Annotated in this window: 13 protein-coding genes and 1 pseudogene; 2 read left to right on the forward strand and 12 right to left on the reverse strand. The window is 64.5% G+C overall.

The annotated features are described in order from the left end of the window. The first annotated feature begins 112 nt into the window (after positions 1–112). Together RN02_RS00315 and RN02_RS00320 are read left to right on the forward strand one after the other, a co-directional pair. A complete protein-coding gene (locus tag RN02_RS00315; RefSeq protein WP_043270052.1) occupies positions 113–787 on the forward strand; it encodes a heavy metal response regulator transcription factor in 675 nt (224 codons plus the stop codon). Next, the gene (locus tag RN02_RS00320; RefSeq protein WP_043312525.1) at positions 784–2169 is read left to right on the forward strand and encodes a heavy metal sensor histidine kinase; all 1386 of its coding nucleotides are present in this window, start codon (positions 784–786) and stop codon (positions 2167–2169) included. The genes RN02_RS00315 and RN02_RS00320 overlap by 4 nt, the downstream gene beginning before the upstream one ends. Here RN02_RS00320 and RN02_RS00325 read toward each other — a convergent pair whose 3' ends face one another. The 12 genes and pseudogenes from RN02_RS00325 to RN02_RS31815 all read right to left on the reverse strand — a co-directional run bounded on the left by RN02_RS00325 (position 2170) and on the right by RN02_RS31815 (position 15752). Then, on the reverse strand, positions 2170–2493 hold the full coding sequence (locus RN02_RS00325) for a co-regulatory protein PtrA N-terminal domain-containing protein (RefSeq protein WP_009614585.1): 324 nt from the start codon (positions 2491–2493) through the stop codon (positions 2170–2172). A gap of 1503 nt (positions 2494–3996) precedes the next feature. Continuing rightward, positions 3997–5148, reverse strand: a complete 1152-nt coding sequence (locus tag RN02_RS00330) for a S1C family serine protease (protein ID WP_003116645.1) — start codon at positions 5146–5148, stop codon at positions 3997–3999. A gap of 19 nt (positions 5149–5167) precedes the next feature. Then, a complete protein-coding gene (locus tag RN02_RS00335; RefSeq protein ID WP_013984524.1) occupies positions 5168–6130 on the reverse strand; it encodes a zinc metalloprotease HtpX in 963 nt (320 codons plus the stop codon). Next, positions 6117–6605 (reverse strand): phosphate-starvation-inducible PsiE family protein, encoded by a 489-nt coding sequence (locus RN02_RS00340; RefSeq protein ID WP_004152114.1) that lies wholly within the window; start codon positions 6603–6605, stop codon positions 6117–6119. The genes RN02_RS00335 and RN02_RS00340 overlap by 14 nt, the downstream gene beginning before the upstream one ends. Positions 6606–6616: 11 nt before the next feature. Next, positions 6617–7645, reverse strand: a complete 1029-nt coding sequence (locus RN02_RS00345; RefSeq protein ID WP_223656241.1) for a GGDEF domain-containing protein — start codon at positions 7643–7645, stop codon at positions 6617–6619. Continuing rightward, positions 7642–9348, reverse strand: a complete 1707-nt coding sequence (locus RN02_RS00350; RefSeq protein ID WP_043312528.1) for a cation:proton antiporter domain-containing protein — start codon at positions 9346–9348, stop codon at positions 7642–7644. The genes RN02_RS00345 and RN02_RS00350 overlap by 4 nt, the downstream gene beginning before the upstream one ends. A 6-nt stretch (positions 9349–9354) precedes the next feature. Next, complete coding sequence (gene trxC / locus RN02_RS00355; RefSeq protein ID WP_041110300.1) at positions 9355–9795, reverse strand: thioredoxin TrxC; 441 nt, start codon at positions 9793–9795, stop codon at positions 9355–9357. After that, a complete protein-coding gene (ftsH, locus tag RN02_RS00360; RefSeq protein WP_043312530.1) occupies positions 9792–11672 on the reverse strand; it encodes an ATP-dependent zinc metalloprotease FtsH in 1881 nt (626 codons plus the stop codon). Before ftsH ends, trxC begins: the two co-directional genes overlap by 4 nt. Before the next feature lie 75 nt (positions 11673–11747). Beyond that, a pseudogene (locus RN02_RS00365) lies at positions 11748–11906 on the reverse strand (cardiolipin synthase); the annotation flags it as partial. 17 nt (positions 11907–11923) lie between these two features. After that, entirely contained in the window at positions 11924–14773 is a 2850-nt protein-coding gene (gene clpK, locus RN02_RS00370; RefSeq protein WP_043312531.1) for a heat shock survival AAA family ATPase ClpK, read from the reverse strand. Between the two features lie 95 nt (positions 14774–14868). Further along, the gene (locus tag RN02_RS00375) at positions 14869–15438 is read right to left on the reverse strand and encodes an Hsp20/alpha crystallin family protein (RefSeq protein ID WP_043312533.1); all 570 of its coding nucleotides are present in this window, start codon (positions 15436–15438) and stop codon (positions 14869–14871) included. A gap of 32 nt (positions 15439–15470) precedes the next feature. Continuing rightward, a complete protein-coding gene (locus tag RN02_RS31815) occupies positions 15471–15752 on the reverse strand; it encodes a helix-turn-helix transcriptional regulator (RefSeq protein ID WP_425595015.1) in 282 nt (93 codons plus the stop codon). Between the last annotated feature and the right edge of the window lie 72 nt (positions 15753–15824).

Below are 15824 nucleotides of genomic sequence, written 5' to 3' on the forward strand. Positions count from 1 at the left end.
CTTAGCCTCGCCGGCCAGTTAAATATCGGAAAGTTCCCTGCTTACATAGCCGGAATTCGCACGCTCGATAAGTACAGAATTTTCAGACTTCATAAGTAAGGTCATTCCCCATATGCGAATCCTAGTTGTAGAGGACGAAGCCAAGACCGCCGACTACCTGCACCAGGGCCTGAGCGAAAGCGGCTTCGTGGTGGACCGCGCCGACAACGGCGTGGACGGCCTGCACCTGGCCCGCCAGGGCACCTACGACCTGGTCATCCTCGACGTGAACATGCCGCAGATGGATGGCTGGGAAGTGCTGCAGCAACTGCGCCGCGAGAGCGACACGCGGGTCATGCTGCTCACCGCCCGCGGCCGCCTGGCCGAGCGCGTGCGCGGCCTGGAGCTGGGCGCCGACGACTACCTGGTGAAGCCCTTCGAGTTCCCCGAGCTGCTCGCCCGGGTGCGCACCCTGCTGCGCCGCAGCGAGCGGGTGAGCGCGCCGCCGGTGCTGCGCATCGCCGGCCTGGAGCTGGACCCGGCGCGCCACCGCGCCTACCGCGACGGCCGGCGCATCGACCTGACCACCAAGGAATTCGCCCTGCTGCACCTGCTGATGAGCCGCAGCGGCGAGGTGCTGACGCGCACCCAGATCATCTCCCTGGTGTGGGACATGAACTTCGACTGCGACACCAACGTGGTGGAAGTCACCATCCGCCGCCTGCGGCTGAAGGTCGACGACCCCTTCGACAGCAAGCTGATCCACACCCTGCGCGGCGTCGGCTACGTGCTGGAGGCGCGCGAATGAAGCCGGCCAGCCTGTCCACCCGCCTGGCCCTGGGCATCGGCCTGCTCTGCGCCGGCCTGGTGGTGGTGTTCGCCCTGCTCGCCTACACGGCCCTCGACCACGAGTTGCAGAGCCGCGCGCGCAACGAGCTGGCCGACAAGCTCGGCCAGGTCCGCCACGCCCTGGATGCCGGCCTGGACGACCGCGCCCTGGCGCGCGGGCCGCACGAACTGCTGGACGTGGTGGCCGGCCACGACAACCTGGAGCTGACGCTGCTGGCCCCGGACCAGGGCCAGGCACCGCTGCTCGACACCGGCAAGCCACAGCGGCTGGCCACCCTGGACAGCCTGCAACCGGGCAGCGAAGCGCAGTACCACGCCTGGACCGACGACGCCGGCCGGCGCCTGCTCAGCATCGGCAGCCGGGTGCCGATGGCCAACGGCGCCAGCGTGCGCGCCCTGCTGACCCTCGAACGCGGCAACGACGATGCGCTGCTCGGCGCCTTCCGCCAGTCGGTGCTGGCCGGCGTGCCCTTCCTTCTGCTGCTGGTGGGCCTGGGCGCCTGGTACGCGGTGCACCGCGGGCTGTCGCCGCTGCAGCGCTTCCGCAAGGTGGCCGCGCGCATTTCCACCGAGGACCTCAGCCACCGCATCCCGGTGGAGAAGCTGCCGCTGGAACTGGGCGAGGCGGCCCAGGCGCTGAACGTCATGCTGCATCGCCTGGACCAGGGCGTGCAGCAGCTGACGCAGTTCTCAGACGACCTCGCCCACGAGCTGCGCTCGCCCATCGGCAACCTGCTGGGCAAGGCGCAGGTCACCCTGTCCCGCGAGCGGCCGCTGGAGGAATACCAGGCAGTGCTGGCCTCGGGCGTCGAGGAGCTGGAGCGGCTGTCGCGCATCGTCAGCGACATGCTGTTCCTGGCCCAGGTCAACCAGGCGCAGGTGCCTTTCGAGCGCCTCTCGCTGGGGGCCGAGGCCTGCCGCGTGGCGGAGCTGTTCCTGTATGCCGCCGAGGAGAAGGGGGTGGACATCGAGCTGTCCGGCGATGCCTGGGTCCACGGCAACCGCCTGATGGTGCAGCGAGCGATCTCCAACCTGCTGTCCAACGCCATCCGCCACGCGCCGGCCGGCAGCCAGGTCGACATCGACATCAAGAGCGGCGCGGAGGGCGTGGCGCTCTGCGTCAGCAACCCCGGGCCCGGCATCGAGCCGCAGCACCTACCGCACCTGTTCGAGCGCTTCTACCGCGCCGATGGCGGCCGCTCGCGCCAGGAGGGCGGCACCGGCCTGGGCCTGGCCATCGTCCGCTCGATCATGAGCCTGCACAACGGCAGCGTCGCGGTGGACAGCGCTGCGGAAGGCCCGACGCGCTTCCACCTGCGCTTTCCCAACGCGGCCGCCTGATCACTTGCCGCGGTTGCAGCTGACGCGCTCGGCGCGGTATTCCAGGCGCTGCTCGGCGCCGTCGGAGTCCAGGTAGCGCATGCGCACCGGCACCACGCCGCAGCCCCGGGCCGGCGTCACTTCCAGCACCTGGGCGATGTCCAGGCGCATGCCGTACTCATAGCGGCGGAAATCATCGGCCTGCGCCGGCGGGTTCGCGGCGGCCATGGCCGCCAGGCGGTTCTGCTCCATGCGCGCGAAGGTACGGTCGCCCCCGCTCTCGGCCAGGGCCAGGGACGAAACGCCGAGCAGGCCGGCGAGCAGGAGAGGGCGGAACAGGTTCATGGCAGTCACCTCATCGGTGGTGGTGGAAACTGCCTTCACCTTAAGCAGCGGGGCCTAACGGGAGCCTGAGGCGTGCATGACGATTCGGTTATCCGTTGGTGGTGGCGAGGGGGTGGGGAATTCGGAGTCAGCCTGATACGCCTAAGCCCACCCCGTCATTCCCGCGAACACGGGAACCCAGTGACGGGCGGTTCGCGAGCAAGCTCGCTCCTACGAAAAGCAAAAGCGCGTTCGCTCTGGCTTTTGGACTTCCAGAGAAACATCCGCGCGCACCGGAACGCCCCTTCAGAAGGCCGAGCGAAACCCGCGCTCAGGAGGTCATGCGACATGGATGTCGCAAGAGCCCCGCGGGCTACAGGGACGTACCCTCGGGGCGGGCCTCCGTGGCGGGGGAATTCGCGAGGGTAGCCCGACTCTGTCGGGCCCGTATGTCGGGGCAAGCCTTTTTGGTTCCTTTTGTGGCGTTTGACAAAAGGGACTCGCCCGAGGGGGCGAAACAAGAGATATCCGCAAACTCGGAGCGGCGCAGAAACACCCAAGCCGAGGCACCTGGGTTCCCGCGTTCGCGGGAATGACGAGGTGGGGTTAGGCGTAGAAGGATAACGCCTGACCGACACACCGCTCAGGACAGCCCCCTCTCCCTTCAGGGCGGGGCGCGCAGCCGAGGGCTGGGGAGAGGGTTATGGACTTCGCCGACACTCCATTGCCAACCCTGTACTCCGCTCCCCCTCCCTAACCCTCCCCCGCAAGCGGGAGAGGGGACCGTTCGGCGTGAAGCGCAATCACAAAGCTCCCTGAACCACAATGCGTAGGGCGCATAACGCCTACGGCGTCATCCGCCGAATCGCGGACAGAGTCCGCTCCTACAGTTCCAGGAAGCACGGGCGTAGGAGCGGACTCCGTCCGCGATTGGATTCACCGGCCACGCCGGATACCTCGGAAGCACGGCCAACGGCGGACAACCACAAATGCTTATCCGCCTGTGGTATGCAAATAAAGTTTCATCCTAACCCTAAAAACAGAGAGAAACGTCGCGCGCTCTCCTATTCATAAAAAATCCCTTTTATATCAGTATGTTGTGAGCACTTACACCCGAGACTGGATCGTTTTGCCTTTCATGGGAGAATGATTAAGGGCGCTAAAGTATCATCCTAATTTTCGCCCAGGCTCGAAAAATACGGTAAATGGTGAGAATAAAGATTCATCCTTTTCCGATGTTGCCCGTTCCAACACGTAAGCAGTCAGTCAGAAAAAACACATAGATCCAATCCCTAGCGAGCATTGAGCTCTCTCATCCGTGCCAACTGCTCCAACCCTTGGACGCCCTAAATGCTTACCCAAAAAAATCAACACCTTCTTTTAAAAACACAATCAAAAATGACTCCCTTATATCCATTTAACCTAAACAGCCTTCCCCCCACTGCACTAGCTAGGGCTCGTAGTTCGGCGCAAGGCTGAAGTCGCTTGGCTGCTTCGCTGTGCAGATCCATGACCCACTTTCCATCAAACTCCCGGTTGTAGTTCCACAAGCATCTCGCGAGTCTTGCCGGCCCGCTCCACTAACAAGACCACAACATCTCCAACGTTCTTGTCGTCTAGCCGGGCCTGTAATGTGGTGACGTCGTCGACGGCGATACCGTCGATGCTGATAACGCGATCGCCGGGCACGATGCCGCCTGCGGTGACCTCGACGCCGACGAGCCCGGCCCTGTGCGCCGCCGAGCCCGGCGTCACGCGCAATACGAATACGCCCTTACTGCCGGTCAGCGCCTGCAGACGCGCGTTGAGCTGCTCATCCACCTCGATGCCCAGCGCCGGACGGATGTACTTGCCGGTCTTTATGAGTTGCGGCACCACGCGCATGACGGTATCGACCGGCACCGCAAAGCCGATGCCGGCCGAGGCGCCAGACGGACTGTAGATGGCGGTATTGATGCCGATCAGCCGCCCAGCCGAATCGAGCAGCGGGCCACCGGAATTGCCGGGGTTGATAGCGGCGTCGGTCTGGATCAGGTGGTCAATGGCCGGGCCACTGGCGTCGCCGGAAAGGGTGCGGTCAAGCGCCGAGACGATGCCGGTGGTGAGCGTCCAGTCGAGCCCGAAGGGATTGCCAATGGCAAAGACCTTTTGCCCCACCTTGAGATCGGCACTGGTGCCCACCGGCACCGCCGGCGGGCGCTTGAAGCCGACGCCAATCTTGAGTACCGCGATGTCGTGCGCAGGACTGGCGCCAACGAGCGCAGCCTGATAATCGCGACCGTCGGCCAGTTTGACCGTGGCAGACGATGCCCCCTGGATCACGTGGAAGTTGGTCACCACGTGGCCGGCATCGTCCCAGATGAAGCCGGAGCCGGTGCCGCGCGGCACGGAAAAGACATTGCGCGACCAGACGTCACGCACTAGTTGTGCCGTGGTGATGTAAACCACCGACCCGCGCGATTTCTCGAACAGCTCGATGGTGGTTTTTTCGTCGGCGGCCAGGTCGCCGCGCGGCGTCACCGTGCGCTCCTGCGTTTCGTGGGGACTGAACCAGGCTTCGATGGCGGGCAGGAACTGCCACAGCAGCATGAGTGCGGCGATGCAGCCAGTGATGACGAGCCAGCGCCGGATGAATCGATCCGGCGCCGGGCGGCTGTAGGGGTCGGGGTAGGTCACGTCATTCTCCATGTTGAAATCAGCGCCAAAGGCCGCCGGTGCGCCAGCGTGGCGGACGTGGTGATACGGTCACCTCGGGGACGAAACGGGCCGATGGAAACGGCGGCATCGCGGGCGGCGGAGCAAGTTCCAGCAAGCGCTCAATGCGTTCAGCCGTCGCCGGATGCGTGCGCAGCCAGGAGGGTTCCGGATTGCCCCATCCGGGCAGCAGCCAGGCGCGCCAGGAGCGGCTCACCCGCTCGATCTTGGCGAGCGCCGAGGCCAGCCCGTGCGGGTCGCCGGTCAATTCGGCAGCGAGCCGGTCGGCGTCGAATTCGCGCACCCTGGACAAGCCCAACTGAGCCAGCAAGGCCAGCTGTGGCGCGACCGCCAGTAGAAGCAACGCGGGCCAATTGACTTCCGTGACTCCAAGCAATAGCGCTGGCAAGCTGAGCACGATCGCAAGCTGCCCCAACAAGGCCAGAAGATGGGTGAGCCGGCTGATGGAATCGGCCAAGCCCATGACACGCAAATCCTCGTTCGCAATATGCGCGATTTCGTGGCCGAGCACGCCGGTCAACTCGCGGGGCGTGAGGCTACGCAGCAGGCCGTCGGTCAGCGCGATGGCCGCGTGATGCTTCGAACCGGTGGCGAAGGCGTTGACGACCCCGCTGGGCACGTAGTGCGGTACCGGCACGGCAGGCAGCCCGGCCCGCGCCGCCAGTTCGCGCAACACAGCCCAAAGATCGGGCGCTTCATCCGGGTGCAGGGGGCGTGCGCCATACAGCCGCAAGGTCAGCCCGGAGGCGGCCGCCGGTTCGAGCAGCAGGGTGAACCCCGCGGCCGCAAGCGCCAGCCAAAGCCCGCCGTCACCCAACAGCAGGCTGCCAGCGACGGCGGCAATCCCGAGCAGGGTCAGCACCAACAGCGCGGTTTGCAGGCGATTGAGCCAGCGATGCCGCGCGCCGACATTCTGCGCGTGGCGCAGATCACGACTGATCATCTGAGCTTTCCCCGGCTGTCCGGTCATCGCGCTCGCGCAGCAGCCAGTAAGTCGCCCCGAGGGCCAGTGTCGCGCCTGCGAGCGCCGCGACCTTGGCGGGGCCGGTCTCCGGGTCGAGGATCACGAATTTACGCGCCAGGGCGATCAGCCCGATCAGGATCACCGTCTTGACCTGGATGATGCTGTCGCGCCGCAAGGCCACCCGCACGATGGAATGCTTGAACTCCATGGCGATGAGCAGCGTCATGATCATGCCGAACACGGTCTGGAAGACCTTGTGATCGAGCGGATTGAACGCATCAATGATCAGCAGGCTGAAGACGATCGAGATCAGCTGCAGCAGCGAGACCACGATGATCACGGCAATGATTGCGGACAGCGCGAGCGCGATCACCTGTTCGAAGCGCTCGTAGAACGTCATCACTGCCCATTGGGCGCGAAATGTTTTGATCGGGTCTGCTTGCTTTTCCTTCATCGCCACTCCTCTCAATTCTGAAATACTTGTGCACCCACAACTTGGTTGCGCCCTTGTCTTTTTGCCTGGTAGAGCGCGCTGTCCGCCTGCTGCATCACCTGCTCGACAGAGTGCAAACGGGGGTCAAGGAGAGCCACCCCCATGCTGGCGCTATAGCTGATCGACACCTCTCCACACACCACCGCTGTCGCCGCAGTGTCCTGACGAAATCGCTCCGCCCATACTTGGGCGTCTTCTATCGATGCCGCTTCCAACAACACAGCGAATTCCTCCCCCCCAATCCGGGCAGCCATGTCGGTTGCGCGAACATGTTCCCTCAACCGTGAAGCAAAGTGCTTGAGCACCTCATCGCTGCATCCGTGTCCATAGGTGTCATTGATACGCTTGAAGTGATCGATGTCGCAGAGCACAAGTGCTGCTTGTATCTCGGGGCTGCGTTTGAGGCGCTCCCATTCCAGCTGTAATCGTTCGTTAAAAGCCCGCCGGTTCGACAAGCCGGTCAAGGGGTCGGTGATCGCCATACGCAGCAACTGCTGCTCCATTTCCTTGCGAGAAGAGATGTCGAGCAGAGTGCCGACTATCAGTTGGCTGCCCGCGTCACCCAGCCAACGGCCGCGATCCAGCACCCAAATCCAAACGCCAGATCGATGACGAACGCGGTACTCGCACTCCAATCGCTCCGTCGGGTTTTCTTGGTAAGCGCGCACCTTTGCCAGAACGACCGGCAAATCCTCCGGGTGAATACGCGCTTGCCATGCGGCATGGGTGGCGCCAACCTCCTCGTCGGAGGTCAAGCCGAACATCGCCAGACTGCGGGCAGAAAGCCTGAAGCTGTCGGTAGCGATATCCCACTCCCAGAATCCCAGCCCTGCGCCCTCCAGGGCGATGGCGATCCGTTCCTTGTCATCGATTTGCGCTTGTTGGCGATGCTTCAGCTCGTCACGCCTCTGGCGATTGGTACGAACAAAACGCCATAGCGCAACCGCCATGCCAATATTGGCAAGTAGCGACACCATCAGCCAAATGGTCGGCCCGTTCATGGTCTATCCCCACCTGACTCACTGAGTGTCTGCCGTAATTCCTCGATCCGGTGGTCGACTTGGTCGGCGTTGATGCCCAACATCAACAGTACCTGCTCGGCCAGTCCCAGTCCCGCAGCCAGGTACAACGGGTACAGCCTGACATTGGGCAGATTACGCAAAAGCTGGGCATCCGTTACGCGCTCAGTGGCCACCACCACGGACAAGCTCAGGCGGCGGTCGAGAACCGCCTGAGCGATACGCAGGGCCGTCTGCGGACGGGCAAACGTCAGCACCACCAGGCGGGCATGGGCCAATCCGGCGGCGGCCAGGGTGTCGAGCCGACTGGCATCGCCATACGACACCGGCGCCCCCATCGCACGCCCCGCTTCGACCCGTTGGCGGTCCGATTCCAGCAGCAAATGCGGTATGCCTGCCAGGCGCAGCGTTCGGCTCAGCAGCAGCCCGACGTCATCCGCCCCACAGATGATCACATGGTCGCGCAACGACCGCGCCCGCTCGGCGACTTCGCCTTCTTCGGCCTGCGGTGGCTGACCGAGTGCGCCCGAGCGGCTGAAAGCCCGCGCCCATCGGTCATGGTGTCGGATCAGGAGCGGTGCCAACCCCATGCTCAACACCAGCGCCACCAGCATCGGTTGCACCATGGTGGCGGCGATCAGGTGCTGCTGCATGACCATGCCCAGGAGCAGCAGCGCAAACTCGCCGCCATGACCCAGCACGATGCCTGCGCGCCAGGCGTCGAGCGCCGACAGGCGGGTTGCGCGCAGCGCCAGAAAGTTCAGCCCCATCTTGAGAGGCACCAAGGCCAACAGCCAACCCAGTACCGCCAGCGGTGCGGCCACGATCTGCGCGGTGTCCAGCTGCAGGCCAATGGTCACGAAGAACAGGCCCGACAGCACATCACGAAAGGGCTTGAGGTGGTTTTCCATGTGGTGCCGGAAATCGCTCTCCCCCAGCACCATGCCGGCAAGAAAGGCACCGAGCGCAGCCGACACACCCAGTGCATGGGCCGCTGCCGCAGCCGCCACCACCAGACTCAGCGAGACCAGCACGAAGGACTCTTCGTGCCCCTGCCGCGCCACCCAGCCCAGCAAGCCATGCAACAGGCGGCGCGACGCAACCGCCGAGACGGCAAACAGCAACAGCACGCCCGCCACCTCCCCAAGCACACGGCCAAGCCCGGGAGCATCGCCGCGCGCCCAGATCGCCAGCAGCGCCAGCAAGGGCACACTGGCCAGATCCTGGAACACCAGCACGGCAATGGCGCCGCGGCCGTGGCGTGTGGTCAACTCGCCCTGATCGGCCAGCTGCCGGCTGACCAGCGCTGTCGACGACATGGCCGCCGCCGCGCCCAGCAGTGCGGCGCTGTCGAGCGGCAGCCCCAGCCACAGCAAAGCCAACGCCACCGGTGCGGCGACCATCGCCAGCTGCAGTGTCCCGGCCACCAGCACGGTCTTGCGGGTGAGCCAGAAATGACCGAGCGAGAACTCCAGCCCGACCATGAACAGCAGCAGCGCCACCCCCAGCTCGGACAGGAAATTCAGCGCCGGTCCCGGCATGATCCAGGCCGTGGCCGGAGGGCCCAGCAAGACACCGACCAGCAGATAACCCAGCAAGGTCGGGATATTCAGCCTGGCCGTCAACGCAGCCGCCAGACTGCAGGCGACCAGCAGAATCAGCGTCGTACCGAGCAAGTCCTGCATCGGCCCTCAACTCACCACAGCCGAGGATGCCCAGCGCACGATGTCCTGTGCCCCCATGGCGCCGGCCTGACGCGCGATCTCCCGCCCGCCCCGGAACAGCGCCAGGGTCGGAATGCTGCGGATGCCGAAGCGGGTGGCCAATTGAGGCTCTGCCTCGGTGTCGACCTTGGCCAGCCGTACCTTGGGTTCCAGCAGGCGCGCGGCCTGCTGGAACTGCGGCGCCATCATCTTGCAGGGGCCGCACCAGGGGGCCCAGAAATCGACCAGCAGAGGAATGTCGCTGCGCTCCACGTGGCGCGTGAATGTCGCCGTGGTCAGCTCGATGGGCGCGCCCGTGAACAACGGCTGCTGGCAACGGCCGCAGTTAGGCTGGTCGGCGAGTTTGCCCGCCGGTACGCGGTTGACGGATTGGCAATGCGGGCAAACGATGTGCAGGCTGTCGCTCATGTCGAGGCTCCTGAAGGTGTTGAGGATGAGGGGAGCGCCGCCTCGGCCGCCGTGGCCGGGGTGGCGCGCTGGAGCCCCTCGGTCAGGCGGCGGATATCGGCTTCATCCAGGGTTTCCCGCGCCAGGAGCTCGCGGGCACAGCGCTCCAGCACCGCGCGGTTGGCGTCGAGAATCCCGTAGGCGCGCTCGAACACGCCCATCACGATGTCGCGGATGGCCTGATCGATGCGCGCCTGGGTCGATTCCGCCACCCGGCAGCCACCGCTGGCCAACTCGGGCGTGTCGAGGAAGCGCGGTCGCTGCGCTTCGAAGGCGATGTAACCCAAGCCTTCGTCCATGCCGAAGCGAGTGATCATGTCGCGGGCGATGTCGGTGGCCCGCGACAGGTCGTCGGCCGCCCCCGTGGAGAGTTCGCCAAACACCAGCTTCTCGGCGGCGCGTCCGCCCAGAAGCACGGCGATCTTGTGTTCCAGATCCCTGCGCGTCATCAGGAAACGGTCTTCGGTCGGACGCTGCAGGGTGTAACCCAAGGCGCCGATGCCACGCGGGATGATGGAAATCTTGTGCACCGGGTCAGTGCCTGGCAGCGCCAGCGCCACCAGCGCATGGCCCATCTCGTGATAGGCCACGGTCTCGCGCTCTTTGGGGTTGAGCACGCGGTTTTTCTTTTCCAGGCCGGCCACGATGCGCTCGATGGCGGCAGTGAAGTCCTGCAGCTCCACGGCCTGCGCGCGGCGGCGGGTTGCGGCCAGCGCCGCCTCGTTGACCAGATTGGCCAGATCCGCGCCCGAGAAGCCGGTGGTCAGCGCGGCCACCTGTTCGAGGTCGACCTCGGGTGCCAGCGTGACTTTCTTGACATGCACCTTCAGGATGTCGAGCCGGCCCTTCTTGTCGGGTCGGTCCACCAGCACCTGGCGATCGAAGCGGCCGGCGCGCAAGAGCGCCTGATCGAGGATTTCAGGGCGGTTGGTCGCGGCCAGAATGATGAGCCCCACGGAGGCATCGAAGCCGTCCAACTCGGTCAACAACTGGTTGAGCGTCTGCTCGCGCTCGTCATGGCTGCCGATGGGGCCTCCGACACCCCGTGCCCGGCCCAGCGCATCCAGTTCGTCGATGAAGATGATCGCCGGCGCCTGGCCGCGTGCCTGCTCGAACAGGTCGCGCACGCGCGCCGCGCCCACCCCGACGAACATCTCGACAAATTCCGAACCCGAAATGGAGAAAAACGGTACGCCCGCTTCACCCGCCACAGCCTTGGCCAACAAAGTCTTGCCGGTGCCGGGCGGACCGACCAGCAGCACGCCCTTCGGAATGCGCGCCCCAAGACGACCATAGTCCTGCGGGTTCTTCAGGAAATCGACGATTTCGACCAGCTCCGCCTTGGCCTCATCGACGCCGGCCACGTCGGCAAAGGTCACACCGGTGTTTTTCTCCATGAACACCTTGGCGCGGCTCTTGCCGATGCTGAGGAACCCGCCCATGCCCTGCTTCTCGGCGAAGCGGCGGAACAGGAAGAACCAGACGCCGAAGAAAGCCACCGCCGGCAGGATCCACGACAACACATCGCGCAGCCAGGTGCTCTCCACCACGCGGGCATAGGGCACGTCGTACTTCGACAGGCGATCGGCAAGATCGGGTTCGACCCGGGTCGCCACGATCGTCGTCTTGCCCCGGCTGTCCGGCGACTTCAGACGCCCGGTCACGCTGCGATCCGACACCAGCACTTCCGCCACTCGACCCTCGGCCAGCGCCTTCTCGAACTCGCTGTAGGGCACGGGCTCGACGGTCTTTGCCGTTTGCCAGTAGTTCTGCAGCGTCAGCAGCAGCAATACGGCGACGATCCAGTAGCCGGTGTTCCATTGATTCTTTTTTTCCATGGGCCGTGTTCCTCGAAAGTCGAGTCGCCAGAGGATCAGGTGAACAGACGGGCCGCGCCGTCACGCAAACGGATGGCCAGCGAGCGGGAGGGCAGTGCCGCCGCTGATGAGCAGCCCCCACGGCGTGGCCGACCTCGGATCACGCTTGTAGACGACCGCGTGACCCGCGGCCACGACCGCCACCGCGATCGAGGCCAGGGAGGCTGCCCATGCCAGGCCGATGGGATCGGACACGGCAGCCTCTCCCAACATTAAGACGCGTCGCTCGCCGACTTCTTCTTGCGAGAGCCCTTACCCGCGTCGCCATGCGGCGCCTCGGCCGCCTTCGCGGCATCCGGCTGCTCTGGCTCGGCCGGAGTCTGCGGTGACTCATGGCGTTCGAACACCACGCGTTCGGCCTTGTCGTCCCAGCGTGCGCTGGCGTGATCGCCCTTGCCGATTCCGCCGCCGAGCATCTCGCGTGCCAGCGCGGTTTCCAGCTCGCTGCGGATCAGGCGCTTGAGTTCACGCGCACCGAACTCGGGCTTGTAGCCTTCTTCCGCGAAATGATCGATCAGCGTCTGATCGAAGGTGAGCGTCACGCCCTGGCTGGCGGCGCTGCGTGCCACGCGATCGAGCTGCAGGCCGACGATGTGGCGAATCTCCTCCTTGCCCAGCGCATGGAAGACGATGATCTCGTCGATGCGGTTGATGAACTCGGGACGGAAGTGGCCGCGCAGCACGTCCATCACCTCGGCCTTGGTCTTTTCGTACTCCTCACCGGCCGCCCCGCGCGCCTTCAGCCGCCGCTGGATGATGTCCGAGCCCAGGTTGGACGTGGCGATGATGATGGTATTGGTGAAATCCACTACCCGGCCTTTGCCGTCGGTGAGCCGGCCGTCGTCGAACACCTGCAGCAGGATGTTGTAGACGTCGGGGTGCGCCTTCTCGATCTCGTCGAGCAGCAGCACGCTGTAGGGCTTGCGCCGCACCTTCTCGGTGAGCTGGCCGCCTTCGTCGTAGCCCACATAGCCCGGGGGCGCGCCCACCAGGCGTGCCACGGTGTGGCGTTCGCCGTATTCGGACATGTCGATGCGCAGCAGCGCGCCCTCATCGCCATAGATGGACTCAGCCAGCGCCTTGGCGAGTTCGGTCTTGCCCACACCCGTCGGCCCGAGGAACAGGAACGTCGCCACCGGCTTGCTGCCTTCGCGCAGGCCCGCGCGCGACAGCCGCACGGCATCGGCCACGGCACGTACTGCTTCGTCCTGTCCCACCAGGCGCTCATGCAGCCGCTGTTCCAGATGCAGCAGCTTCTCGCGTTCTTCCACCGTCAGCTCGTTGACCGGGATGCCGGTCAGCCGCGAGACGATCTGCGCCACGTGCTCTGCCTTGACCTCGGCGCTGCCCGAGGCGCGCTCGCGCTCCCAATCCTCGACGAGCTTCTTTAGTTCGGCCTCTTTGGCCTCGATGCGCTTGCCGAGCTCGGCGGCCTTGTCGTACTGCTTGCGCGAAGCCACATAGTCCTGCTCACGCCGCAACTGATGCAGTTCGGACTCCAGCTCTTGCACCGCCACCGGGCGCGCCGTGGCCGACAGCTTCACGCGTGCGGCTGCCTGGTCGAGCAGGTCGATGGCCTTGTCGGGCAAAAAGCGCGCGGTGATGTAACGGTCGGACAACTCGGCGGCGGCGATGATCGCATCCTCGGTGATGCTGACCTTGTGGTGCGCCTCGAAGGTGTCGCGCAGGCCGCGCAAAATCATCATGGTCTGCGCTACCGTCGGCTCGGGCACCATCACCGGCTGGAAGCGACGCTCCAGCGCGGCATCCTTTTCGATGTACTTCTGATACTCGTTGAGCGTCGTGGCGCCGATCAGGTTCAGCTCGCCGCGCGCCATCATCGGCTTGAACACATTGGCCACGTCGAGGCCACCTTCGCCGCCACCCTGACCGGCACCGACGATAGTGTGCACCTCGTCGATGAAGAGAATCAGCTCCCCCTGGTGCTCGGTCACTTCCTTGAGCACCTTCTGCACGCGCTCCTCGAACTCGCCGCGGTACTTGGCGCCGGCCACCATGGCATTGATGTTGAGTTCGACCAGGCGCTTGTCACGCAGCGTTTCGGGCACTTCGCCTGCGACCATGCGCTGCGCCAGCCCTTCGACGATGGCGGTCTTGCCGACGCCGGGCTCGCCGATCAGCACCGGGTTGTTCTTCTTGCGCCGGGCCAGCACTTCGATGGTCGTCTCGATCTCCTGCGCGCGGCCGATGACCGGATCGAGCTTGCCCTCGCGCGCCATCTTGGTGAGGTCGCGCGAGTATTTATCCAGCTCGGGCGTGTTGGTCGGCGTCTCGGCGCGGCCATCCTCGGCCCCTTTGCCGACCACCTTGCTTACCTGCTGGCGCAGCGCCTGCGGCGTGAGGCCGTAACGGCGCAGCAGGTTGGCTGCCAAGCCTTCGCCTTCTTCGGCCAGGCCGATCAGAAAGTGCTCTGGCCCCACATAGGAATGACTCAACTCGTTGGAGGCCACGAAGGCACGGCTGAGCGCATCCTTGACACGTGGCGACACGCCGATCTCGCCTTCGAACGGCTTGTCGCCACGCTTGGCTTCGGATTCGATCTGCCGCTTGAGGTCATCGACCTTGATCTTGAACTGCCCTAAGATGGTCTTGACCACGTCGCTGTCGGTCAGCGCCAGCAGCAGGTGTTCGGTATCGACTTCGGGCCGGCCGAACTCGGCAGCATGTTTGGCGGCTTCCTGCAACAGGGCCTCAGACTGTTCGCTGATACGGCTGGCCAGCCCACTGCCGCGGCGGCGCGCCGTGCCCGCCGTTGCGGGAGCGGATTCGCCGAAAGACGCATCGACCACTTCGTCGGCATCAGCCGCCACGGACGGTGCATCGTCACCGATGCGGAAGAAGTCGCTGCCGAGGAAGTCTTCGAACAAACCGCTGCGCGAGCCAAACAGAGCCTCCAGCGGCGAGACGGTGCGCTTTTGCTGGCGCACCAGTTGGCGATAGTGATCGTCACACAACAGCATGGTGCTGTGGCGACCATTGAGATTGGCTTCCACCCGCACCGTGGCGGGTTGGCCGCAGACTTGGCATTGTTTTCTGGCCATGCTGATGCTCCTGAGAGGGTTAACTGGGCGAGGCACCGCAGCTCAAGGCGCCTCGCCCTTCACTTGGTTTTTTGCAAAGGACTAGCCGGTGGGCGTCAGCCATTGATCGGGATCGAGCGCCCCTGCTTGGGCGTACTGGCCTCGCGCTTGTCCATCGTTATCGTGAGCACGCCGTTCTTGAAAGCGGCCTTGATCGTGTCCTGGTTGGCATCGGCCGGCAGGTTCAGAGCGCGCTGAAAGCTGCCGTAGGAGCGCTCCACACGGTGGAAGCCACCGTCCTTCTTCTCCTGCTCCTGGCGCTTCTCGCCACGCACCACCAACACATCGTCGTCGAGGGTGATCTGGATGTCCTTTTCCTCGACACCCGGCACTTCCAGGGCAATCTTGTACTGCTTGTCGGTTTCCTGGATATCCAGGGCCGGCTTGAGCACGCCCGGCCAATCGGCTGGCAGACGCGGCATGGCCAGCGCCGGAAAGCCGAAGCCCCGGAACGCATCATCGAACAGCCGGTCGATCTCGCGATGCAGTTGCAGGATCGGGCTGACTGGCCCGCTCGCCGCCGGTAGGTCATTGCGTTGCACTGGCAGTGAAGAGACGGTTTGCTGCTCCTCCTGCTCTTTTTTGAACCAGTTCCAGGGAGCCAACTTCTTGAAATCAATATCCATGTCACACCTCCAGAAAAAAGAAAAATGAAGAATCACTCAATCCTTTCGCCTACTGCGACGGACAGCGCGCCCAGGCGATACGGGATGTTCCGATGACTGCTGCTCATCTCTGCGCACCACCTCCTTCTTTGCCCCGGCTTGGGTCTGATCATTGATCCACTGATCGATTTCGCTTTGACGAAACCGCCACGTCCCGCCCGCCTTGAAAGCCGGAATTTCCCCGTGCGCGCGAGCCGATAAAGCGTCCGCTTGCCGACTTTCAAGTACGCTGCCAATTCATCGAGCGTGAAAATCACCTGCAGGTGCGCTTTCATTTCACCCTCTCCAACCGCGCCGCTTTGCGGTTCCGGCCAAGGAAATTCTTGCAAGACATTGCGCCTTTCAGG

Origin of the sequence: Pseudomonas sp. PI1, assembly GCF_000812405.1 — a bacterium.
GTDB lineage: Bacteria > Pseudomonadota > Gammaproteobacteria > Pseudomonadales > Pseudomonadaceae > Pseudomonas > Pseudomonas citronellolis.